The 23,527-nt window shown below is 48.5% G+C and carries 15 protein-coding genes; 14 read left to right on the top strand and 1 reads right to left on the bottom strand.

The annotated features are described in order from the left end of the window. Window positions 1-10 precede the first annotated feature (10 nt). From D3H65_RS08070 to D3H65_RS08010, 13 genes are all read left to right on the top strand, one after another. Window positions 11-787 (top strand): SDR family NAD(P)-dependent oxidoreductase, encoded by a 777-nt coding sequence (locus tag D3H65_RS08070; RefSeq protein WP_119049827.1) that lies wholly within the window; start codon window positions 11-13, stop codon window positions 785-787. A gap of 63 nt (window positions 788-850) precedes the next feature. Then, the gene (locus D3H65_RS08065; RefSeq protein ID WP_119049826.1) at window positions 851-1,765 is read left to right on the top strand and encodes an NAD(P)/FAD-dependent oxidoreductase; all 915 of its coding nucleotides are present in this window, start codon (window positions 851-853) and stop codon (window positions 1,763-1,765) included. A 300-nt stretch (window positions 1,766-2,065) separates the two neighbouring features. Further along, the gene (locus D3H65_RS08060) at window positions 2,066-2,662 is read left to right on the top strand and encodes a TetR/AcrR family transcriptional regulator (protein WP_119049825.1); all 597 of its coding nucleotides are present in this window, start codon (window positions 2,066-2,068) and stop codon (window positions 2,660-2,662) included. A 378-nt stretch (window positions 2,663-3,040) separates the two neighbouring features. Beyond that, window positions 3,041-3,775: a GntR family transcriptional regulator gene (locus D3H65_RS08055; protein WP_119049824.1), complete on the top strand. Its 735-nt coding sequence runs from the start codon at window positions 3,041-3,043 to the stop codon at window positions 3,773-3,775. A 105-nt stretch (window positions 3,776-3,880) separates the two neighbouring features. Beyond that, window positions 3,881-7,015, top strand: coding sequence for a SusC/RagA family TonB-linked outer membrane protein (locus tag D3H65_RS08050; RefSeq protein ID WP_119049823.1), 3,135 nt, complete (start codon window positions 3,881-3,883; stop codon window positions 7,013-7,015). An 18-nt stretch (window positions 7,016-7,033) separates the two neighbouring features. Next, window positions 7,034-8,515, top strand: coding sequence for a RagB/SusD family nutrient uptake outer membrane protein (locus D3H65_RS08045; protein ID WP_119049822.1), 1,482 nt, complete (start codon window positions 7,034-7,036; stop codon window positions 8,513-8,515). 306 nt (window positions 8,516-8,821) lie between these two features. Next, on the top strand, window positions 8,822-10,600 hold the full coding sequence (locus D3H65_RS08040) for a class I mannose-6-phosphate isomerase (protein ID WP_119049821.1): 1,779 nt from the start codon (window positions 8,822-8,824) through the stop codon (window positions 10,598-10,600). Between the two features lie 5 nt (window positions 10,601-10,605). Then, window positions 10,606-11,970: a sugar porter family MFS transporter gene (locus tag D3H65_RS08035; protein ID WP_119049820.1), complete on the top strand. Its 1,365-nt coding sequence runs from the start codon at window positions 10,606-10,608 to the stop codon at window positions 11,968-11,970. 18 nt (window positions 11,971-11,988) lie between these two features. Further along, window positions 11,989-12,783: a hypothetical protein gene (locus tag D3H65_RS08030; protein ID WP_119049819.1), complete on the top strand. Its 795-nt coding sequence runs from the start codon at window positions 11,989-11,991 to the stop codon at window positions 12,781-12,783. A 47-nt stretch (window positions 12,784-12,830) separates the two neighbouring features. Next, window positions 12,831-14,063 carry a DUF4185 domain-containing protein gene (locus tag D3H65_RS08025; RefSeq protein ID WP_119049818.1) on the top strand — a complete coding sequence of 411 codons (1,233 nt, stop codon included), beginning with the start codon at window positions 12,831-12,833 and terminating at the stop codon, window positions 14,061-14,063. Further along, window positions 14,060-15,583: a sialate O-acetylesterase gene (locus D3H65_RS08020; protein WP_119049817.1), complete on the top strand. Its 1,524-nt coding sequence runs from the start codon at window positions 14,060-14,062 to the stop codon at window positions 15,581-15,583. Before D3H65_RS08025 ends, D3H65_RS08020 begins: the two co-directional genes overlap by 4 nt. A gap of 157 nt (window positions 15,584-15,740) precedes the next feature. Then, complete coding sequence (locus D3H65_RS08015; protein WP_119049816.1) at window positions 15,741-18,434, top strand: GH92 family glycosyl hydrolase; 2,694 nt, start codon at window positions 15,741-15,743, stop codon at window positions 18,432-18,434. Next, on the top strand, window positions 18,431-19,306 hold the full coding sequence (locus D3H65_RS08010) for an ROK family protein (RefSeq protein ID WP_162915485.1): 876 nt from the start codon (window positions 18,431-18,433) through the stop codon (window positions 19,304-19,306). Before D3H65_RS08015 ends, D3H65_RS08010 begins: the two co-directional genes overlap by 4 nt. Before the next feature lie 15 nt (window positions 19,307-19,321). On the opposite strand, the gene D3H65_RS08005 is transcribed toward D3H65_RS08010, so the two are convergent. After that, entirely contained in the window at window positions 19,322-21,745 is a 2,424-nt protein-coding gene (locus D3H65_RS08005; protein WP_119049814.1) for an ABC transporter permease, read from the bottom strand. Between the two features lie 320 nt (window positions 21,746-22,065). Between D3H65_RS08005 and D3H65_RS08000 the strand changes: the two genes are divergently transcribed. Continuing rightward, window positions 22,066-23,505, top strand: coding sequence for an AAA family ATPase (locus D3H65_RS08000; protein ID WP_119049813.1), 1,440 nt, complete (start codon window positions 22,066-22,068; stop codon window positions 23,503-23,505). The last annotated feature ends 22 nt before the right edge of the window (window positions 23,506-23,527 follow it).

Raw genomic sequence — 23,527 nt, 5'->3', positions numbered from 1 at the left:
TCAAAACAAAATGAAACAATACATCTTAATAACCGGAGCATCGTCCGGAATTGGTTGCGAAATGGCCCAACAGCTTGCGGCTTTAAAATACAATCTAATCCTCACTGCCCGCAGTGAGGATAAATTGGCAGCCATGCAGCAGGAATTATCCTCGAGGTATGGGGTTGTCGTACATTACATAACCAAAGACCTAAGCAAAGCAGAGCAGGCGTATCAGTTATATGATGATATAAAGAGCGCCAACTACCAGGTATCTCATTTGGTGAACAACGCAGGATTTGGCGACTATGGCAGTTTTTTGGAAACATCACTGGAAAAAGAGTTGAACATGATTGATCTCAACGTCAGTAGCCTGGTTATCCTCACCAAAATATTTGCGAAAGACATGGTAGCCCGAAAGTCGGGCAGAATCATGAACGTGTCTTCAGTGATTGCCTATTTGCCTTTTCCTTACATGTCGGTGTATTCCGCTACCAAGTCTTTTGTCTTGGCATTTTCGGAAACTCTCGCTGCCGAGCTGGAAGGAACCGGCGTAGTGGTTACCACACTTGCTCCCGGCACAACTGAGACAGCTTTTGTTTCACCGGAAATGCGGGAAACCAATTTGGTGAAATCCAATAAGCCCACCCCGGTAAAAACAGTGGCTGCTGAAGGAGTGAAACTTTTACTACACGGAAAAGGAAAGAAAATTGTAGGCTTTCAAAACCGGTTTAATTCCATTTTAGCTGGAATACTGCCAGACTCTGTGATGATGAAAATCAAGATGAAGTTGGCAAGTGCCAGGTGATGTATTTGAAATTCCATTTTACCTTTACCTTTTCCATTAACAACATTTTAAAATTTTAACAAAATGACAGATAACAAAAATTTTGACGTAATAATAGTTGGCGGAAGCTATGCAGGACTTTCTGCAGCAATGTCTTTGGGACGGGCATTAAGGAATGTTTTAATCATTGACAGCGGTTTGCCTTGCAACCGGCAAACACCTCATTCACATAACTTTATTACGCAAGACGGAGAAAAACCAAACGTTATTGCGGAAAAAGCGAAAAATCAAGTGTTGAAATACGACACAGTAAAATTCTTAACTGACCTTGTCATTAATGGAACGAAAACCGATAATGGCTTTGAGATTTCAACTCAATCTGGAAAATTATTTTCGGCTAAAAAACTCGTTTTTGCAACAGGCTTAAAAGACACAATGCTAAACATTAAGGGGTTTTCTGAATGTTGGGGAATTACAGTACTTCATTGTCCGTATTGCCACGGATATGAAGTGAAAAATCAAAAAACTGGGATTTTTGCAAATGGATATGGTGCATTTCATTTGGCTCGACTCATTCGTAACTGGACAAAGGATTTAACGATATTTACCAATGGAAAGTCGGAACTGACACAAACGCAAACCGATGAAATCAAAAGACACAATATTTCAATAGTTGAAAGGAAAATTGCCTCATTGAAACACAAAGACGGAGTAGTTGAAGAAATAATTTTTTCAGACAATTCAACTTTTCAATTAAAAGCGATATATTCAAGACCTCCTTTTGAACAGCATTGTAAAATCCCCGAATTGTTGGGCTGTGAATTGACAGAGCAGGGGCTTATCAAAGTAGATACATGTCAAAAAACAACAGTAGATAGTATATTCGCTTGTGGAGACAATACCAATCCTCTTCGTGCTGTATCTTACGCTATATCAACAGGGAATAATACAGGAGTATTCTTAAATAACGCAATAACAGAAGAGGAATTTTTAAAATGATAATAAATGCTGCATACAACATGCGATTTGGCGTTAACCGTTAGCAGCAAGTTTAGAGACAGTACGTTTAAATACAAATATAATAGCTTTCATTAAAGTACTGGGGGTATGAAAAAGTTGACCTTTTTGGATTTTCATTAGGCGGATTTATTTCGCGGAAAATTCTACTTCGGAAACTTCAACTTGTACGCAAAGCAATTCTTGCATGAACCGGACCTGCCGGTGGGGAAGGCATCAGAAAGATCAAGTCTGTTTCTTACAAAACAGTGGCTGCGGATAGTGTTATTTTCAACTAAAATTATGGGAAGTAAAGAAAGAAAAGCAAGGAACCGGTTGAAAATGCATAAAGATATTCTTCATGCAGCATTGAACATTGTCAAAGAGGAAGGATATCGGTCTCTGAGTTTAAGAAGACTGGCGAACAACATTGAATTTTCCGCTACAGCGGTGTATCTGTATTTCAAAAACAAAGAGGCGCTATTAGTTGATTTGGCCAGGTTGGGATATCAACAGCTTAATATCAGTATAGATATAAACTGCAAGGGTATAATTGACCCGAGGAGCAGATTAAAGGCAATGCTTAGAACCTATTTGGATTTTGCAACCCATGAAAAGGATTTATATCTTCTTATGCAGGAGATTGGAATCGAGCTAAACGAATTAAATCCGCTGTTTCCGGAAATGCTAACATTTGTTAATTCAATAAATCAGGCAATTACAAAGGCATGTGGAAAAGAAAATAGTAACGATACTTATCTGAAACGCAAGTGCTACATCTCAATGGCCATTGTGCAAGGGCTTGCATCGCTCAATTTAATTCATAAAGATTTAGATGCTCGTTCCCAATCTCAAATGCTGGATGATGCGATTGATAGCTTGATAGTTTCTTTAGATTAATTAATTACCCGCTTGAGTGACAGTGTCGTCGCAGCTTTTACTCTTTCGGCTTTTTAGATCCAGAAGGTAGAACTTATATTCACCCTCCCGCTAGATATAGCATTCCACCAACGCATGTATAATTTAAAATACGCAGGTTTTAGAAGCCCTCACAACCGCCAACTCCCCTTTAATCTTCTTCCGGTGTTGGGTTCCCCACTCCGCCATTGCCTCAATAATCTTCTGCAGTGAATAGCTATAGGGCGTCAGTTCATACTCAATCAACACTACAATCGCCAGGCAGCGTGTGACACTGTACCCAGACCTGCAAAAAATATTTTTTGGTCAATCCACAAATCTCCCTAATTTTAGTATGTACGAACATATAAACATTGAGGTATGGATTTTTTGGAGATTGATCATCAAAGTGCACTTCCCTTACACGCCCAGGTTGAAGATCTGTTGCGTAAACTGATCGAGAAACCTGAGTACCAGAACGGCAAACTACTGCCCAATGAGATCAATATTGCCAAAAAGCTCGGCATATCCCGGAGCACCGTGCGCCAGGCTACCAATAAGCTCGTGTACGAGCAACTGCTGATCCGCAAGAAGGGTGTAGGCACCTCGGTAGCCAGGAACAATATCTCTACCAAGCTCGATAAATGGGCCTCCTTTACCCACGAAATGGATGAAAAAGGGGTGGTGTTCAAGAACTACAGCATCAAAGTATCCAACGTAGTGCCCGACAAAGAAATTCAGCAGCTTTTCAAGATCAATCCCGGCACCAAGGTGCTTAAAATGGAGCGGGTAAAAGGTTTGGCGAGTGAACCCATCGTTTATTTCGTGTCCTATTTCCACCCACGCACCGGCCTTACCACAGATGATGATTTCTCCAAACCTTTGTATGAAACGCTGGAAAAAGAGCACCATATTGTAGTATCTGTTTCCAAAGAAGGGATCAGCGCCATCCTGGCCGACAAACAGCTGAGCAAACTCCTGTCTGTAGAGACCGGCGCACCCATCCTGTTCCGCAAAAGGGTGGTTTGCGATGCCGGCGACCGTCCTATCGAATATAACCTTGGCTATTACAGGGCCGATCGTTTCACCTATACCATTGATATCGCCCGTAAATAACACCTGGATCATTACTCACTTATCTTATCATTAAACTTTTTTTGCCTATTAATATGTACGAACATTCGAACATGTAATTTCCCCAAACACGCGAAACTTCAATTAATGAGAACGTATTCATCTAACGAAATGCTTGCTGCCCTGCTTACATGCTTCCTGCTCCTGAGCTTGTCAATACAGGGAACTGCACAGGTAGCCACCGCTGCCAGAGCTATCAGCGGTAAAGTAATTGCCAGCGGTAAGCCCATTGCCGGGGCCACCGTGGCTGTAAAAGGAACTTCTGATCAAGTAGCCACCAATGCTGCGGGCCAGTTCAACCTGTCACTTCCCCCGGGAAAAGACACGTTGCTGGTCTCGCACGTGGGGTATGCCACGCAGGACGTAGTGCCTGGCGGCCGCAACAGCCTCACCATTGAGCTCATCCCCAACAACGAAGAACTCTCCCAGGTAGTGGTGATCGCTTACGGTACGGTTAAGAAAAGCGACCTCACCGGCTCCGTCGTTTCTGTGAAAGCAGACGAACTGAAAGCCGTACCTGCCACCTCTTTCGATCAGGCCCTGCAAGGCCGTGCTGCGGGCGTGCAGGTAACGCAGGTGTCTGGCAAACCCGGTGCCGAAGCCTCTATCCGTATCCGTGGTACCAGTTCTATCAATGCCGCCAACGAACCGCTGTACGTGATCGACGGCATGCTGGTCAGCAGCGATGGAGGCGATCTCTCTGCCGGTGTTACCCGGGGTCCCCGGCTCAGTGCCCTTTCGTCCATTAACCCATCGGACATTGAATCCATTGAGATACTCAAGGATGCCTCCGCCACGGCCATGTATGGCTCGCGTGGTACCAATGGCGTCGTACTCATCACCACCAAAAGAGGTAAATCGGGCAAAGGACAGGTGAATGTGGATGTTTACCATGCTTACCAGCAAGTGGCCAACAAGCTCAAACTGCTCAATGCGGCTGAGTATGCCAATATGGTCAATGACGCCAAACTCAATGCCGGGCTCACCCCCATTTATGTGAACCCTAAAAATCTGGGCAAGGGTACCGACTGGCAGGATGAACTGTTTCGCGTAGCGCCCATGTCCAATTATAATGTATCGGTGTCCGGTGGTGACGATAAAACAAAATATGCACTCTCCGGCTCCTTATTCATGCAGGATGGTATCATCATCAACTCTGATTTTAAACGCTATTCATTCCGTGCCAATATTGATCGCGCGATCAACGATAAGCTCACCGTAGGTACCAATCTTTCCTATTCCCGCGTCAATAGCAAGGGTGTGCTTACCAATGGCGCCGACATTGTGCCAGGGGTAACTACGGGCGCCATGCTGTTCAATCCGGTATTGCCGGTGTATGATGATTCGAACCCGGCAGCCAACGGTGGTTATACCTATGAGAACGACCGGGGCAAAGTGCTGGGCAACCCGGTTGCTGAAGCCAAAGAATATATCTCCAATACCACCCTCTCGCGCATTCTTGGAAATGTGTATGCCAAATATGCCTTCAACAAGCAATTTGAGTTTCGCACCAGCTTCGGTATCGATGGATTCTCCAACGATGAAGGCAGCTTCGGACCTAACTTCCTCAAACGCACGCAAGCCAGCAAGGGCGAAGCGTCCATCGCCAAGTCGGATGGTATGACCTGGCTCAATGAGAATACCCTGACCTACAACAATACATTTGGCAACAAACACCGGGTGAATGCAGTAGTGGGATATACGATGCAACAATTCAACAACGATAAGCTGACCACGATCGCTTTCGATTTCCCTGATAACCGCACAGGCTATCACAATATCTATGCGGCACTGAAACCGCAAAAACCGGTCAACAGCGAATCCAGCTGGAGCATGATCTCCTACCTGAGCCGGGTGAACTATACCTTCAATAACAAGTACCTGTTCACCCTCACAGGGCGGGTGGATGGCTCTTCGAAATTTGGCGCCAACAACAAATACGCCTTCTTCCCCTCGGCCGCCTTTGCCTGGAGGATATCCGATGAAGAGTTCATGAAAAATATTTCGTCCATCAGCGACCTGAAGTTCCGGACCAGCTATGGCGTGATCGGCAACCAGGCCATCCCCCCTTATCTTTCCCTGGCCCTGGTAGGCCCATTTGGTGAAGGCGTATTCAACAGCCCCAATGGCAGCGAAGTATATACCGGCCAGGAACCACTCTCGTATGTGAACCCCGATCTGAAATGGGAAACCACGCGGCAGCTGGATATTGGCATTGACCTGGGTTTATTGAACAACCGCATTACGATCACTGCGGATTATTACAAAAAGAAAACCTTCGACCTGTTATTGAGTACACCCATTCCGTCTACTTCCGGTTTTGGCACCACGGTACTGAATATTGGCAATATCGAGAACCATGGTTTTGACCTTGATATCCGTACGGTAAACACGAAGGGGGTGGTGAGTTGGAACAGTGCCATTAATTTTTCGGTGAACAGGAATAAGATCACCAACCTGAATTCCAAAAACGATATTCCCATGCTTGGGGGCACTATTTTGCGGCCGGGTGAACCTGTAGGTACTTTCTATGGATATATATTCGATGGTATTTTTCAAACAGATGCAGAAGCTGCTTCCAGTCCGGTGTTGATCGGGCAGGAGCCTAATTCTCCCAATGTGGCGTCCCGCGCCAAAGCAGGTGACCGCAAATACCGCGATATCAATGGTGATAAAAAGATCACCGAAGCCGACAGAACAATTATTGGTTATGCACAACCAAAATTCACCTGGGGGTTCAGCAATTCAGTGTCCTATGCTAGTTTCGATCTGAACGTTTTCTTCCAGGGCTCACAAGGCAATAAAGTGGCCAACCTCAATAACCTCGACCTGTTGAACATGACGGGTGAGAACAATGTACTGGCCGATGCCGGATTGAATCGCTGGACACCCACGAATCCCAGCAACCAATATCCCCGCGCACTGGCAGCCGGTAGCCGCGATGTAGGTATTTTCTCTTCCAACATCGTGGAAGATGCTTCTTACCTGCGCCTGAAAAACATAACCCTGGCCTATAACTTCAACAGTAAGCTGCTGCAAAGGATCAAGGTACGCAACCTGCGGGTGTATGCCAGTGCTACGAACCTGTTTACGATCACCGATTATTCGGGCTACGATCCGGAAGCGAACACCTACGGACAAAATACCACTCAATTTGGTATTGATCGTGGTGGATATCCCCAATCAAAAGTATACCTCATTGGTCTCAACCTCGGATTCTAACAACGAAAAAGCTGTCAAATGAAAACAAGACAATTCATCTCCTGTACGCTCATCATCAGTGCGCTATTGCTGGGTACGGCTTCCTGCTCTAAATTCCTGGAAGAAGATCCGAAGAATGTAGTGGGCATCACCAATTATTATAAAACGGAACAGGACGCTATCTCTGCGGTCAATTCGATCTATGCTTATCTCAATTCCATCAGCACGGGTTCCACTGCCGGTGTGTACCATAGTTCTTTCTGGATCACCCAGGGGCTGAGCTCCGACGAAATGCTCAACAATCAACTGGCTGCTCCTGCCTTGGATCAACTGGCCACCTTTACCTATGGTCCGCAGAACAGTACCCTGCAGGAGATCTGGGTGATGCATTACAAAACCATTACCATCGCCAATATTGCCATCAGCCGTATTCCCGGTATCACCATGAACGCGGCTTTGCAAAGCAGGCTGCTGGGGGAAGCGCGTTTCCTGCGTGGACTGATGTATTTCAACCTGGTGCGTATGTTTGGCAAAGTGCCCCTGGTACTGCTCGAAAAAGAACCCCTGACACCCCAGGCGGCCACGGTTGACGCGATCTACAACCAGATCCACCAGGACCTCGATGCGGCGGAAGCCGTGCTGCCTGCCAGTTATGATCCGGGCAATGGCCGGGGGCGCGCCACCAAAGGCGCTGCCACGGCATTGCATGCCAAGGTATACCTCACGCAAAAGAACTGGGCCAAGGCAGCTGAAAAGGCCAAAGCAGTAATCGATTCAAAGAGCTACGACCTCTGGGAAGATTTTGCCAGTGTATTCAAACTCTCCAGCCGCGGTGGTAAAGAAGCTGTTTTCTCCGTAGGATTTGGCGATGCCAATGGCGCTATCATTTTCTGGGAAGTAGGTCAGTTCCTGGTGCGTTTACTGCCCCCGCAACTGAGCGAGGAAGGGGTACAGAATGCCCAAGGCTGGCAGATACCCACCCAGCAATTGTACAACCAGTATGATATAGACGATCGCAGAAGAGCGGTGACCTTTATCACAGAGATCCATAAAGCCAATGGCACAGTGGAAACGATCAGGCCCTATATTCAGAAATACTGGGACCGTGCAGCCGAGCCCAAAGGCAATGAGAGTTCCAACGATTTTCCCGTTATACGGTATGCCGATGTATTGCTGATGTATGCAGAGGCGGAGAACGAACTCGATCAACCGCTCGAAGCGCATAAGTATATCAATATGGTGCGTAAGCGCGCACGTTTTGATGGTACTGTATATCGCAATACGGTGCCGGATTATACCGGACTGAGCAAGGGTGATTTCAGGACCGCCGTGTTGAAAGAAAGAAGGTTGGAACTGGCAGCCGAAGGACATCGTTGGTTCGACCTCGTGCGCACCAATACCCTCGAGACCCTGGTGCCGCAAGCCAAACCCGGCGTAACACCTGCCGCCCGGAATTATTTATTTCCCGTACCGCAAACCGAGCGCGACCTGAACCCCAACCTGCCACAGAATGACTATTGATCAAACTGTCGCCTTGAGCTTGACCGGGTGAGCCGCCCTTCAAGGGCGACCCACCCTCGAGACGGCTTCGACAGGCTCCTTTTAGACCGGGTGAGCCACCCTTCAAGGGCGACCCACCCTTGAGACGGCTTCGACAGGTTCCTTTTAGACCGGGTGAGCCGCCCTTCAAGGGCGACCCACCCTCGAGACGGCTTCGACAGGCTCCTTTTAGACCGGGTGAGCCGCCCTTCAAGGGCGACCCACCCTTGAGACGGCTTCGACAGGCTCAGCCTGACAATCGATTTTTAAAACCATAAATAAACAGACTTGGAAAGTTCGAATTTTGATAAGTACCCTGCAATCCGTATCCCGGGGTACGAGGGATGGAATGGATGGACAACGATCGCCGCAGCTTTGGCGCAAAAAGCAAACAGTTTGCAGCAACAAAAAATGGTGCTGGCCCTTGACTGTTACCATGGTGTGGCCACGCATGAATTGGCTACCCAACTACAGGAACAATTACCGGGCGCTCAACTGGTATTTGCAGGCGATGCCATGCTTTCAGAAGCGGCTATTAATGAATTGGTGTATCCCTATGTGACGGATGATCCTGTATTTGGATACATTACCCCGCTTTCGCTGCTCCATTTTTTTGATGAAAAGAAGATCGATGCTTTACAGCAGCAAATCGCACAGCAGGGAACCGGATTGATCATTGTTTATGGCACAGGGGCTGCATTGATTGCGCCCAAAGCCGACCTGCTGGTCTATGCTGATATGCCCCGTTGGGAAATACAGCTTCGCTTCAGGAGGAATGAAGCAGGCAACCTGGGTGCTTCCAATACCGGCGACACCTTTGCCTATAAATACAAAAGAGCCTTCTTCGTCGACTGGCGCGTGTGCGACCGGCACAAAGTATCCCTCATGGCCCATTGGAATTATGTACTCGATACCACCATTGCCGGCCACCCCAAAATGATCGAAGGAGCGGTGCTGCTGCATGCCTTCAGCGAAGTGGTGAAAAGGCCTTTCCGTGTGGTGCCCTTTTTTGATCCCGGCCCCTGGGGCGGTCAATGGCTGAAAGAAGTATGTGACCTGGACCCTAATGAAAAGAACATCGCCTGGGGTTTTGATTGTGTACCGGAAGAGAATAGCCTGTTGTTGGCCTTTGACAATATCCAGTTCGAAACACCTTCTGTCAATGTGGTGTTCAACCAGCCGCAATCCCTGCTGGGTAAGAAGGTATATGAAGCATTTGGTGCGGAGTTTCCCATTCGCTTCGATTTCCTGGATACGATGGAGGGTGGCAACCTGAGTTTGCAGGTACATCCGCTCAAGGAATATATCCGCGAAAAATTTGGCATGGCTTATACGCAGGATGAAAGCTATTATTTTTTGCAGGCAAAAGAGGATGCCTATGTATACCTCGGATTGAAAGAAAACATTGTGCCGGAGAAAATGATGCATGCCCTGCAGGATGCACAGGAAAAAGGCGTGGGCTTTGAAGCAGAAGCCTATGTGGAGAAATGGCCCATCAAACAACATGATCATGTACTCATTCCTTCAGGCACGGTACATTGCTCCGGCGCCAACAGTGTGGTATTGGAGATCAGCGCCACGCCCTACATTTTCACCTTCAAGTTATGGGACTGGGGCCGCATGGGCCTCGACGGCAAGCCAAGACCCATTTCGCTGGAACATGGAAAAAATGTGATCCAGTGGGACCGTACCACTACCTGGACAAAAGAACATATCCTCAACAAAGTGCAGCCGCTGGGCAAGGGGGAAGGCTGGCGCGAAGAACGCACCGGTCTCGACGATCTCTCTTTCATTGAAACAAGACGCCATTGGTTTACCGGTACCGTTCCGCACGATACCGAAGGCCGTTTCAACGTACTCAACCTGATCGAAGGCCGCGAAGCTATTGTGGAAAGTCCTGCCGGAGCCTTTGAACCATTTGTAGTGCACTATGCCGAAACCTTTATTGTACCTGCCGATGCAGGGGCTTATACCATCCGGCCTTATGGTGAGAGCGAGGGTAAGACCTGCGCTACCATCAAGGCTTATGTACGAACAGATCATTTAATTGATTATCGAATAAACTAACGATTATGCAAAAGCAAGGATTAAAATATGTATATAAATGCACCTATGTGGCGGCGGTGGGAGGGCTGTTGTTTGGATATGACACAGCGGTAGTGGCTGGCGCCATTGGGTTCATACAAACCAAATATGGGCTTTCCCCCGCCATGATGGGCTGGGTGGCCAGCTGCGCCTTGATCGGTTGTGTGATCGGGGCCATGTTTGCCGGTGGACTGAGTGATAAGATCGGTCGTAAAAAAGTGTTGATGATCTCGGCTTTTGCCTTTGCCATCTCCTCACTGGGTATCCTGCTGCCGCTCGGCCTGAATTATTTTATCTTCTTCCGCCTTATCGGCGGTATCGGGATCGGCATTGCGTCGATGTTGTCGCCACTGTATATTTCAGAGATCGCCCCCGCCAATATCCGCGGCCGGCTCATCTCTATTTACCAGATGGGCATTGTGCTCGGCATCCTGCTGATCTATTTTGTGAATGCCGGTATTGCCGGATTGCACAACGAAGCCTGGAATGTGAACAGCGGCTGGCGCTGGATGTTTGGCTCCGGCATCATTCCGAGTATCCTCTTCATTATCCTGTTGCTGAATGTGCCCGAAAGTCCCCGGTGGCTGGCCCGGCAAAACCGCCTGGAGGAAGCAGAAGATGTACTGACCAAAGTAAACGGGAAAGAAAAAGCACGGTCTGAATTAAAAGCCATTACAGAAGTGATAAACCAGGAATCAGGCAGCTTCGCCCATTTGCTGAAACCCGGATTGCGTTTTGTATTGATCATCGGCATCATCCTGGCCATCCTTTCGCAGGTAACGGGCATCAATGCGATCATGTATTATGCGCCGGAGATATTCAAATCGAGTGGAGATGGTTCTTCGTCTGCTTTGATGCAAACGGTGCTGGTAGGAGTGATCAATGTATTGTTTACGGTAGTAGCTATTAAGTACGTTGATAAATGGGGCCGCAAAACCTTGCTGCTGATCGGTTCGGCAGGTATGACCATTTGCCTGGGGCTGGTAGGCGCCGCCTTCTACTTTAATATGAACCAGGGGCCGCTGGTGCTGCTGGCTATCCTGGCGTACATCGCTTTCTTTGCCATTTCACTGGGCCCCCTCACCTTTGTGGTAGTGGCCGAAATATTTCCTACCCATGTACGCGGCAGGGCCATGTCGGTCGCCATCTTCTTTTTGTGGGCCGCCGTATTCCTGGTATCACAAACCTTTCCCATGCTCCAGTCCTCCGTTGGCGAAGCCAGCACTTTCTGGATCTATATGATCCTGTCGGTAGTGGCCTTCCTGTTTGTATGGCGACTGGTGCCCGAAACAAAAGAGAAATCACTGGAAGACATTGAAAAATTCTGGAAACTAAAAGGTATCGAATCCTAACATATCAAAATAACGATTATGCGGCCATATCCCCTTTTTACCATAGTAGTAATGAGCAGCCTGTTGATCATGACAGCCTGCAAGAAAGACGGCACAGACCCCAATACCCCCGTCATGAAATTATCGTCCGATAATATCACCGGCAAATCCGGCAAACAGATCGAGACCACCATCGATATTACCATTCCCGATGGATTCAAAGAGCTGGCCATTACCAAAGGCGTGAACCTGGTGCCGGACAATGTGTATGGCACTAAAAAGGTAACACCAACGGCGACCGGCGACAAACAATACCAGTACAAATTCACCTACACCCTCAGTCCCGATGAAACGGACAAGCTGGTAGGCTTCAATTTCAGGCTTACCGACAACCAGGGCAGGGCGGTGGAAAAAGACCTTACTGTAAACACCGTAGCTTCTGCAGCCCAGAACATCTTCTCACATAAATGGTTGCTGAAATCCAAATTCCAGGAGAGCGGTCAGCCAGCAGTGGAAACCATTACCGATTGCGAAAAGGATGATGTGTTTTACTGGAAAAGAGATAGCAGCATTACTGTCAATTATGGTGCTTCCGCCTGTACATTCGATGGCTTCAATGTATACGATAAATGGACATTGAGCGATGATGAAAAAACATTTAAACAGGTGTACCATTCCCTGTTCGATCCTACGGCCATCACTACAGAAACCTATACCGTGCGCAGTGTGACCAAAGACAGGCTGGTGATGACCATTGTACTCGACCTCTCCTGGCTCGGGGCTCCCTATACCGATCATGAACTGTTTGTATATACCTTCGACGCGGTACCATAAGGCAGGCTGCCTGCCGGAAAGCTATCATTCACTTTAAACAATAATGCATGTTCCCTCGCACCTATAGTACTGTTTCTTCCTGCGCTTCCCTGGCGATCGCAGCAGCGATCGCATTAGGAGGTTGCCGGTCTGCGGGTAATAACGCGGCGGCCGCTCCCGATGCTCCCTTGAGTCTTGATTCCCTGCATTTCACAGCCAGTCCCGCCGTAGAATGGGACGCCCTTTTCACGCGCAAATCCGGTTGGTTTGGCGGTGATGGCATTTTTGCCGTCACCCGCGATGGTAAAGAAACGCCGGGCGCTGCTAAAAAAAGCGAAACATTGATCTGGTTCAGCGATACCATGCTGGGTGAAATTGAAAAGGATTCCCTGAAAGCCGGGTATACCATGATCAATAATTCAGTAGCCGTTCTACAAGATGGCATTCCCGATTCCGCACATATCCGCTTTTATTGGAATAAAGAAAATGGCAAGCCTGCTTCGCTGTTCGTTCCAAAAACACCCGCCACGCAGCCTGGTGATTATTACTGGCTGGGCGATGGCTTTGTGAACCAGGAGCAAAACAACAACCTGTATATTTTCGGTTATCGTATCAAGAATGTGTCGCAGCAGGCATTTGGATTTAAAGAAGTAGGTAATACACTGATCATTGTACCTGCCGGAGCGCAGCCTCCTTTTACTGAATACCGCCAATTGGATATCCCCTTTTTCCTGGGCAAAGAAGTGGATAGCACAGGGTCGTTTGGTGCGGGCATTTTGGTGAATACCGAAGCAGCCGGCGCTCAGCACCCGGATGGATATGCCTATATCTATGGCATCAGGGGAAAAGAAAAGAAGCTGATGGTAGCGCGTGTAAAGCCAGCCGACATAGCCTCTTTTGATAAATGGACCTTCTGGGATGGCGCGGCATGGAATGCCGATGTGGCAAAGATCGCAACTGTCACCGATCGTTTGTCGAATGAAATTGGGGTGATGCAATTAGCCGATGGCCGTTATGCCCTTACTTTCCAGACAGATGGATTGGGCCGTTATGTGGGCATGCGGCTGGGCAGTTCACCCGTAGGGCCCTGGGGCAAGGTGATCGAATTGTTTGATAGCAGTCCTTCCGTATCAGAAGATAAAGACTTCTTTCCCTACAATGCCAAAGTGCACCCGGTGTTGTCGACGCCTGATGAACTGCTGATCAGTTACAATGTGAACTCATTCGATTTCTTCAACGATATCAAACAGCACCCGAATTTATACCGTCCGCGTTTTGTTAAGGTTAAAATCCTGCCATGAAAATGATCCGATCCCTTGCTGCGCGCAGCCTGGTGATGCTCGCTTGTCTGTTGACCGGGCAAGCAGGTTATTCAGGCTCCGCTTTTACAGCACCTGTTTTTTCCCTGGCCAATACCCTTCAATCCAATATGGTGATACAGCAGGGCAAACCCTGCATGCTGCGTGGATATGGACCTGTAGGTAGTATAATAAGGGTGAAGGCAGATTGGATGGATAAGGCGTTGATCGCACCCATCAAGGCCGATGGTAGCTGGTTTACAAAAATTCCGGTGCCAATGGCCGTGCCTGGTGATTATAAAGCCCATCACATTCAATTGGTGTGTGGCGCTTCGACGATTACTTTATCCAATGTATTGATCGGAGAAGTGTGGGTTTGTGGCGGCCAGTCGAATATGGACATGGAGCTCAAGCCTTTTTTACCCTGGCTGAAGGGGCCACTGAATTATGACCTGGAAATAGCTACGGCCAATTATCCGGCGATCCGCCTGTACAATGTGCGCACGGATTTCAAAGCCCGGCCCGAAGATGATTGTATCAATGGCGCCTGGACGGTTTGTTCACCACAAACGGTTCCCAACTTCAGTGCCGCCGCTTATTTCTTCGCCCGTACCATTCACCAGCAATTGCGCGTGCCCGTGGGTTTGGTCGTAAGCAGCCTGGGCGCTACCAGTTGCCAAGCCTGGACCAGCCGGGATACTTTAACCGCCGACACGGTCCTCTATCGAAAATATTTGTATCCCTACGATACCAGTGCTGTATCGAAGCAGGCGCCCGATACGGTAGTGACCTTCGAAAAAAATGTATTGCCCACGCTCTTGTACAATGCGATGATCTACCCGCTTCGCCACTTGTCGGTGCGGGGATTTCTCTGGTACCAGGGCGAGTCAAACAAAAATGACGGCGCGCTATACACCCGGGTTTTTGCTGCCATGATCCGCAACTGGCGCAAGCTGTTTGCCCAGGGCGATCTGCCTTTTTATTATGTGCAGGTAGCGCCCTTCAAATGGGAAGGTGATGATAGTTCGGCTACTTATTATGCTTACTTGCGGGAAGCGCAGGACAGAACGCGCCTGGCAGTGCCTAATACCGGTATGGCGGTCATCACCGATATATGTGATCCTACGGATCTGCATCCACGCAACAAACAAGGCGTGGGTTGGCGGCTGGCCCGTCACGCACTGGCGCTGGACTATGGTAAAAAGGATATCGCGTACCTGGGTCCGGAGTATGCCCGCATGCGGGTGGATACGGGAACGGTGAAAATACAATTTAACCCGGCTTCCCTGGCGGGTGGATTGGGCACCAATGACGGAGCTGCGCCACAATGTTTCTATATAGCAGGTGCAGATCGGGTTTTTCACAAAGCAGTGGCGACCATCGTAGAGCAGGAAGTATGGCTGCATTGTGAACAGGTGCCGCAGCCGGTGGCTGTGCGCTATGCTTTCAGTAATTACCCGGTGACCAATTTAGAGAACAAAGCAGGATTGCCCGCACTGCCCTTCAGAACGGATGACTGGTGATTTAGATGAAAGGTGAGTCACCCTGCAGCCCGGCAAAGCAGCGCGGCAGGGTGGCCCACTTTCTACAGGGTGAGCCGCCCTTGAAGGGCGGCTCACCCTGTAGACTCCCTGGACAGGCCATGGCAGACTTTTGTTTTAATACAGCAACAATAACGATATGAAATTTTGTTTGGTTATAGCGTTATCATTATTGATAGGAGGGAGCGCCCTGGCTGGTCCGGGTAATATAGCGCCTGCAGCTACCGTGACGGCTTCTACTTCCTTGAATAAACAATTTGATGCCTCGCATGTGGTGGATGGTGTGATCGGCGTGGAGGGAAAAGGCGAATGGGCCTGCGAAGGCGTGACTACCGATTGGGGATATATCCGTTTTCCCTGGATACAACTGACCTGGAAAACGCCGCAGACGATCAACAGGATCGTGTTGTATGACCGTCCTTCCTTAAAAGATAATATTGCCGGTGGCCGGCTGGAGTTCTCTGATGGCAGTAAAATTTGGGTGAATGAATTACCCAAAAACGGACTTGGCAAAGCCATTCGTTTTGCAGACAAGACGGTCTCCTGGGTAAAATTTGTGACTACCGATGGTACGGGCAGCGACCTGGGCTTTTCTGAGATCGAGGTTTTTCCTTCCCCCGTACAGGCCAATGATTATGTATCATGGGTTGATCCCTATATCGAGACCAACCGCGGCCGTTACTTCTTTTTTATTACCGGCAATCGTCCTTTCGGCATGATTGGTGCGGCGCCGCATACCCGCAATAAAAATCAGAATGGCGGTGGTTATAATTACAACGAAAAAGAGATACTGGGATTTGGTCAGATCCATTGCTGGATGTTGTCGGGTATTGAAGTGATGCCTGCTGCACCGGATGTTAACCCTGCACTGGGTGAGCAGGGTTGGAAATCGACTTTTAGCCATGATGATGAGATTGTACAGCCGGGTTACCAGCGCGTATACCTGCAACAGCCGAAAACCTGGGTGGAGCTGACTTCCACTGACCGGGTGAGTTTTTATCGCTTCACCTGGACGGAAGCAATGTCCGCGCGCATCCTGACCAACCTGGGCGGCTACCTCAGCAATAGCACCATGGCCAACGCTGTGGTGAAAAAGAACAGCAATACCGAATTTGAAGGTAGCTTTAGTTCAGTAAAACGGTACTGGGGCGGTCCCAAGGATGTGAAGATGTTTTTTGTGATCCGGTTTGATAAGGCCTGTCATTCATTGGATGCCTGGAAAGGCCAACAACAACTACAAAATATCAATGCCATACAGGGCGATAGTGTAGGGCTGGCTGCGCAATTCAATGTGCAGGCGGGTGACCAGGTGCAGATGAAGATCGGCTTTTCTTATACCAGCATTGAGAATGCCCGTAAGAATTTACAGGCTGAATGCAATGGCTGGGATTTTGAGGCGGTGAAAAAGGAATCACAGGACATCTGGAACCAATGGTTGGGTAAGATGGACGTGAAGGGGGGAACTCCCGAACAGAAAATTAAATTCTACACCGACCTCTGGCATGTATTGCTGGGCCGTCATAAGATCAACGATGTGTCGGGCGATTACCCCGATCGTACCGAAGGCAAGCGCAATGGGAACTTTACCGATGCTGTCTTTAAAATTAAAACAGTACCTAAAAATGCAGATGGCAGTCTGCGGTTCAATATGTACAACTCCGATGCCTGGTGGCTTACCCAATGGAACCTGAATGTATTGTGGGGCCTTGCCTGGCCGGAGGTGCAGGATGAAATGTCGGCCTCCATGATCGAGTATGCCAACAATGGCTACCTGTTGCCACGCGGTCCCTCGGGTGGTGGTTATTCTTATATCATGACGAGCTGCCCGGCTACCAACCTGATCGTAAGTACCTATATGAAAGGATTGCTTACCAAGGCCGATCCTCAGCACGCGTTTAAGATCATCAAACAAAATCATTTACCGGGTGGCATGATGGGCAGTGCGAAGGATATTGAATTCTACACCAAAAAAGGTTGGTGGCCCGGCAATGCAGGCATCACCATTGAAGCGGGTTTCCAGGATTGGGGCCTTGCACAGATGGCTAAGAAAATGGGGAAGAAAAAAGACTATGATTTCTTTTCTAAAAGAGCCGGTGGCTGGAAATATTGTTACGATAGCACCCAGAAATTATTATTTCCCAAAGACCGGAACGGACAATTCATGCATCACAACCCATTGAGTGGGGAGGGATGGGTAGAAGCCAATGCCTGGCAGGGCACCTGGGGCGTATCCCACGATATTGCAGCGCTGGCCCACATGATGGGCGGCAATGATACCCTGTGCAGTAAACTCAATTACGCTTTTGAAAAAGCATCGGCCAGTGATTTTGTATTTGGGTATACCGAAGGATATGTGAGTTATGCCAACCAGCCCGGCTGTTCCAATGCGCATGTGTTCAATCATGCCGGCAAACCCTGGCTTTCGCAATACTGGGTGCGGCGCGTGCAGGCCCAGGCTTATGGTGGCATTACCCCCGACCTGGGTTATGGCGGTCATGATGAGGACCAGGGGCAGATGGGCGGCGTGAGCGCCCTCATGGCCATTGGTTTGTTTGGATTGACAGGCAATGAATCGACCACACCCGTCTATGATATTACATCCCCCATCTTTGATGAAGTGACCATACAACTCGATAACCGGTATTATAAAGGAAAACAGTTCGTGATCAGGACACATAATAATTCCACCGCCAATTGTTATATCCAGCAGGCAACCCTGAATGGAGCGCCGCTCAATACCTGTTGGTTCACCCATGAAGCCTATGCCAATGGAGGTGTATTGGAATTGTGGATGGGCAAGGAGCCTAATAAAGCATGGGGGGTACAGCCATGAGCAATATCAAAGAGCAGCTGGTAGCGGGGATCGATATTGGCGGATCGCATATCAGTGTATGCATGGTGGATCTTGAATTGGCAGCACTACAGCATCAATACGCCGTGCGGGCAAAAGTGGATCCACATGGCAGTGCCGGGGAGATCATAGAATGCTGGGCGAATGCTATTGAAGCCGGTTTTGCACAGGTCCCTGTTGCAGAAAAATACATTGGTATAGCGATGCCCGGGCCTTTTGATTATGAGGAAGGGATCAGTTATATCACCGGTCTGCATAAGTTTGAATCCCTGCATGGACTGAATGTAAAAAAGATGCTGGCCGACAGGCTGCACATCCCCGTAAGCCATATTAAAATGGTGAATGACGCCAGTGCTTTTTTATTGGGAGAAGTAAAAGGCGGCGCGGGCAAAGGGTATCAAAATGCAGCTGGTATAACATTGGGTACGGGTTTGGGCTCAGCTGGTTTTTTTAATGGCGTGATACAGGACGGCGATTGCTGGTGTACGCCATTTAAGGACGCGCGGGCGGAGGATTATCTCTGTTCCCGTTGGTTTGTGCAGGAGTATGCCCGCGTATCGGGTCAATCAGTGGAGGGGGTGAAAGACCTGATTGCGTTGTATGACAAGGAGGAGGCTGTAAGAGCGTTGTTCAACCACTTCGGTCAACACCTGGCGGAGGTATTGATGATGAAATATCCCCCCACGCTGCAGGAGATCGTGGTCATTGGCGGCAATATTGCCAAGGCCTGGGATTATTTTATGCCTGCCGCCATGGAGCGGTTTAAACAATACAATGTAGCCATGAATTTGCAACCGGCTGTGCTTGGCGAAAATGCGGCCATCGCCGGTGCTGCCTTCCTGTGGAAATTATGAATACATGCAACCTGTCTACTCCGTGCGTAAGCTCTTCACCGGGTTGGCCAGCGCTGCTTTGAGCGATTGAAACCCAATGGTGAGGAATGTTATACCAAGAATAGCCATACCTGCCACCAGGAAAATATCCCATCCTACAGGAATGCGATAGGCAAAATCCTGTAGCCATTGCTGCATGAAGAGCCAGGCAATGGGTGATGCGATAACGAGCGCTATGATGACCAGCAGGATAAAATCTTTACCGAGCAACGCCACAATATCCGGCACGCTGGCGCCAAGCACCTTGCGGATGCCGATCTCGCGTGTTCTTCTTTCGGCTGTGAACATGGTGAGGCCCAACAGGCCAATGCAGGAAATAAAAATGGTAATCCCCGTGGCGATATTCATCAGCCAGGCCGTCGTTTGTTCCTTTTCGTATAATTGTGCCAGCGACTCGTCCAGGAATTCGTATTCAAAAGGCGTATTGGGATAAAACTCTTTCCACCTCCGCTCTATCCGCGCCAGTATGGCCCGCGTGTGTGCAGCCGGCATGTTCTTCGTATCCAGCCGCACAGCCATATCAGTACAGGCAATAGCGGCAATCACCATCGGCTTCACCGGTTCGTGCAGGGATGCCTGGTGAAAATCGGCCACTACGCCTACGATGGGTACAAACTTATTCCAGGTATAGAGCGATTGTCCCAGCGCCTGCGCTGGCTTTTTAAAGCCCAGCAGCCTGGCCAGGCTTTCATTGATGACCAATTCCTTCAGCGTGTCGCTGGGCAAAAGATTACGGCCGGCCAGCAACCTGATCTGGTAGAAAGGGATAAAATGTTCATCAGCCTTCACCGCAGCTACGGGTATTTTATCCTCGCCCAGCGCCTTGTATTGTATCGTAAAAACACCGCGGTCGAGCCCCATGGGCGGCATGTTTTCCCTGGCAGCCCCGGCCACGCCCGGCAATTGTCTTATTTGCTCTTCCAGCAATTTCACGCGGTTCAGGCTGTCGCGGCTTTCATTGGTAGAAAATAAAACAACCGCATCAGACTTAAAGCCCAGGTCCTTGGTGAGCATGAAACGGATCTGCCTGCCAATGACGAGCGTACCTATAATGAAGAGGAGGGAGATGGTGAACTGGAAAACGATCAGCCCTTTGCGGAGCCACCATTTTTCACTGCCCCTTACGGCGCCGGCGCCTTTTAAGGTGATGACGGGCAAATAGGAAGACAGGAACCGGGCGGGATACAACCCTGCCAGCAAGGTAGTGAGAAGGGCGATGCCTGCCAGGAACAACCAGGTATTGACGGCAAAAGGATCGAAGCTTACAGCGGCTGGAATAAAACGCTGGAAGAGGCCCAATACGGGCTTTACCAATAAGGCGGCTAAGAGGACTGACAGCAGGGTCAGCACCAGGGTCTCGCATAAGAACTGTATTACGATGCTGGTACGGCTGCTGCCCAATACTTTGCGTATGCCTACTTCCTTATCGCGCGTAAGCGATTGGGCCGTGGCTAAATTGACATAGTTGATCACCGCCAGTATAAGAATGAACAAGGCGATACTGATGAGTGCGTATAAAGTGGGCAGGTGGGCTGTACGCATTTGGGTGCCATTGCCATAGTCTGTGAAATGTACCCGGTTGAGCGGTTGCAGGGCCACCGTCATGGTGCCTGTGCCCCACCTGGCATTGAACAGGGCTGTTAACGCCGCGTCGACATCTTCCCGTTTCACGTCCTTTGCCAGTTTCAACAGTACCCGCGATGAAAAGGGTACTCCTTTCCATTGCAGCTGGTCCAGGTGCAGGCTTCGCTGCAGGAATCCATGGTCGGCTGTTGAGAGAGAAATAAATTCAGTAAAAGGGAAATCCGTATGGCCCTTCCAATCTTTTATGATGCCAGCCACCTGCACATGCAGGGAATCATTGTATACCAGTTCCCGGCCAAGCACCTGGTCGGGCGATAAAGGGCCAAAATATTGGCGCGCTTTTGTTTCCGATAACACCACTTTAAAGGGAGCTGACAAGGCGGTCCGCGCATCTCCGGCCAGCCATACAGGCGGCAGGATACTAAAATACGCCGGGCCAGCCACTACAGGCTGGGAAGGGAAGGCAGCGCTAACAGCGTCTTTTACCGGCACGTTGACCGTTGCATCAGCTAAAATATGATAAGGAGCTACCGTAGCCAGGCCCGGAATGCCCGTGCGTACGGCTTCAGCCAACGGCGGGATCACTGCAGGCGTCAGGCTGGGGGATTCGCCTTTGACGAATTGCTGGGCCGTGGTGATCCGGTAAATGCGGTCGCTATCCGGATGGAACTTATCAAAGCTGAATTCGTATTGCGTGATCAGCCAGATCACCAGGCAGGCGCAGATGCCCAGCGTGAGACCGAGTACATTGATCAGGGAATATATTTTATGGCGGGTGAGTGTGCGCCAGGCAATTTTGAACCAGGTTGTGATCATGATCAGGCTGTTTTACGAAGGAAAGATCCTGTTAACCAGCCAACCCAATGCCATATTGGTACAGTTCTGTATATCAATATTTTGATAAACCGCCTGGTGGTATTACTGTTCGCTTTTGATACTTCTTATGTCCGATTACAAAGTAGAATCGAATGACGGTAGGGCATTGGCCGGTGGCAATAAAGGATGTTGAAGATCAATTAGATGTGTTATTGTAGTGGTTTTGGGCATGCTATATCTGTCCAAAATCGCCTTTTTTTTGTACTTTTGGCTGAATATAGAAATCTATATCCGTCCATTTTGTATAAAATTTACCTGTTTTGGCTGACAATAAAATAGTAGGACGAAAGGAAGAACAGAAAATTCTGCAATCCCGATTAAACACTCCTGAAGCCGAATTAATCGCACTTTACGGCCGCCGGCGGGTTGGCAAGACCTATTTGATCCGTACTTATTATAAGGAATTCATCGCGTTTGAATTTACGGGCGCTCAACAAGCCAGTTACAAAAGTCAATTAGAAAATTTTAGGCTTGCCCTGCAAAGTGCCACAAAAAGTAATATGCCATTGGCCAACCCGGCTACCTGGTTAGAAGCTTTTAGCATGCTGACGACTTATATGCTGAATTTGCCGGCAGACAAACCTGCTGTATTTTTCTTTGACGAATTTCCATGGATAGAAACACCCAGATCCGGCTTTCTAAAGGTTTTTGATCATTGGTGGAATACACAGGCATCCAGATTGTCGCATGTAAAAGTGGTCATATGTGGATCAGCAGCTTCCTGGATGATAGATAAAATACTGAACGATAAGGGTGGGTTACACAATCGTGTTACGCAAACCATCAGGCTGATGCCGTTCAATCTTGGTGAAACTGAAGCGTATCTCCAGAGTCGGGGAGTGGTGTTGGAAAAGTACGGATTATTGCAACTTTATATGGCGATGGGCGGTATTCCCCATTACTTAAGAAATATAAATGCTGGTGAAAGTCCTGCTCAAATAATTGACCGCCTCTTTTTTACTAAAGATGGATTGTTGAAAAATGAGTTCAAAAACTTATATGCGGCGCTTTTTACCAATGCGGAACAGCATGAGCAGGTAATCCGGATTTTAGCGATCAAACCAGGCGGCCTGACAAGAAATGAAATCATTAAAGCGTGCGGGTTTACAACAGGTGGATCGACCAGCAATATTCTGAACGAATTACAGGAGTCTGGTTTTATTACTGCTTATATACCCTTTCAAAAGAATAAAAATGAAAGCATTTACAAGCTTTCAGATGAGTATTCTCTTTTTTACTTAAAATTTGTTGAACATTCACGGGATGCAGGTGCCGGCGCCTGGTTAAGGCAATACAGCACCTCAGCCTATACCATTTGGAGTGGATCTGCCTTTGAAACCGTATGTTTAAAACACGAACTTCAGATAAGACGGGCGCTGGGCATTGAAGGTGTTTTGACCAATGCGTGTACCTGGCGGCATAAGGCCGGCAAAGGTAAGCATGGAGCACAAATAGATCTTTTGCTTGACAGACAAGATCATTGTATCAACATTTGCGAGATGAAATTTTCCAATGCCTTATTTGTCATTGAAAAAAAATATGCACAGGAATTGGATCGAAAAATAGAAGTGTTCCGGGGCGAAACAAAGACCCGGAGTAATCTATTTTTGACAATGGTAACCACCTACGGGACAAAGGTAAATGAGCATTATCTCGGGCGGGTTCAGGCTGAGGTTAAGATGGAAGATCTATTTGGATAAGAAGGTTAAACGCAGCAATAGA

The organism is Paraflavitalea soli (assembly GCF_003555545.1).
GTDB lineage: Bacteria > Bacteroidota > Bacteroidia > Chitinophagales > Chitinophagaceae > Paraflavitalea > Paraflavitalea soli.
The sequence above is the reverse complement of the archived record's forward strand: the minus strand, read 5'-3'. Positions and strand labels throughout refer to the sequence as shown.

Bases quoted from the DNA above. Each gene is read 5' to 3' on its own strand.
- D3H65_RS08070 (WP_119049827.1), top strand. From the start codon at position 11: ATGAAACAATACATCTTAATAACCGGAGCATCGTCCGGAATTGGTTGC.
- D3H65_RS08065 (WP_119049826.1), top strand. From the start codon at position 851: ATGACAGATAACAAAAATTTTGACGTAATAATAGTTGGCGGAAGCTAT.
- D3H65_RS08060 (WP_119049825.1), top strand. From the start codon at position 2,066: ATGGGAAGTAAAGAAAGAAAAGCAAGGAACCGGTTGAAAATGCATAAA.
- D3H65_RS08055 (WP_119049824.1), top strand. From the start codon at position 3,041: ATGGATTTTTTGGAGATTGATCATCAAAGTGCACTTCCCTTACACGCC.
- D3H65_RS08050 (WP_119049823.1), top strand. From the start codon at position 3,881: ATGAGAACGTATTCATCTAACGAAATGCTTGCTGCCCTGCTTACATGC.
- D3H65_RS08045 (WP_119049822.1), top strand. From the start codon at position 7,034: ATGAAAACAAGACAATTCATCTCCTGTACGCTCATCATCAGTGCGCTA.
- D3H65_RS08035 (WP_119049820.1), top strand. From the start codon at position 10,606: ATGCAAAAGCAAGGATTAAAATATGTATATAAATGCACCTATGTGGCG.
- D3H65_RS08030 (WP_119049819.1), top strand. From the start codon at position 11,989: ATGCGGCCATATCCCCTTTTTACCATAGTAGTAATGAGCAGCCTGTTG.
- D3H65_RS08025 (WP_119049818.1), top strand. From the start codon at position 12,831: ATGTTCCCTCGCACCTATAGTACTGTTTCTTCCTGCGCTTCCCTGGCG.
- D3H65_RS08020 (WP_119049817.1), top strand. From the start codon at position 14,060: ATGAAAATGATCCGATCCCTTGCTGCGCGCAGCCTGGTGATGCTCGCT.
- D3H65_RS08015 (WP_119049816.1), top strand. From the start codon at position 15,741: ATGAAATTTTGTTTGGTTATAGCGTTATCATTATTGATAGGAGGGAGC.
- D3H65_RS08010 (WP_162915485.1), top strand. From the start codon at position 18,431: ATGAGCAATATCAAAGAGCAGCTGGTAGCGGGGATCGATATTGGCGGA.
- D3H65_RS08005 (WP_119049814.1), bottom strand. From the start codon at position 21,745: ATGATCACAACCTGGTTCAAAATTGCCTGGCGCACACTCACCCGCCAT.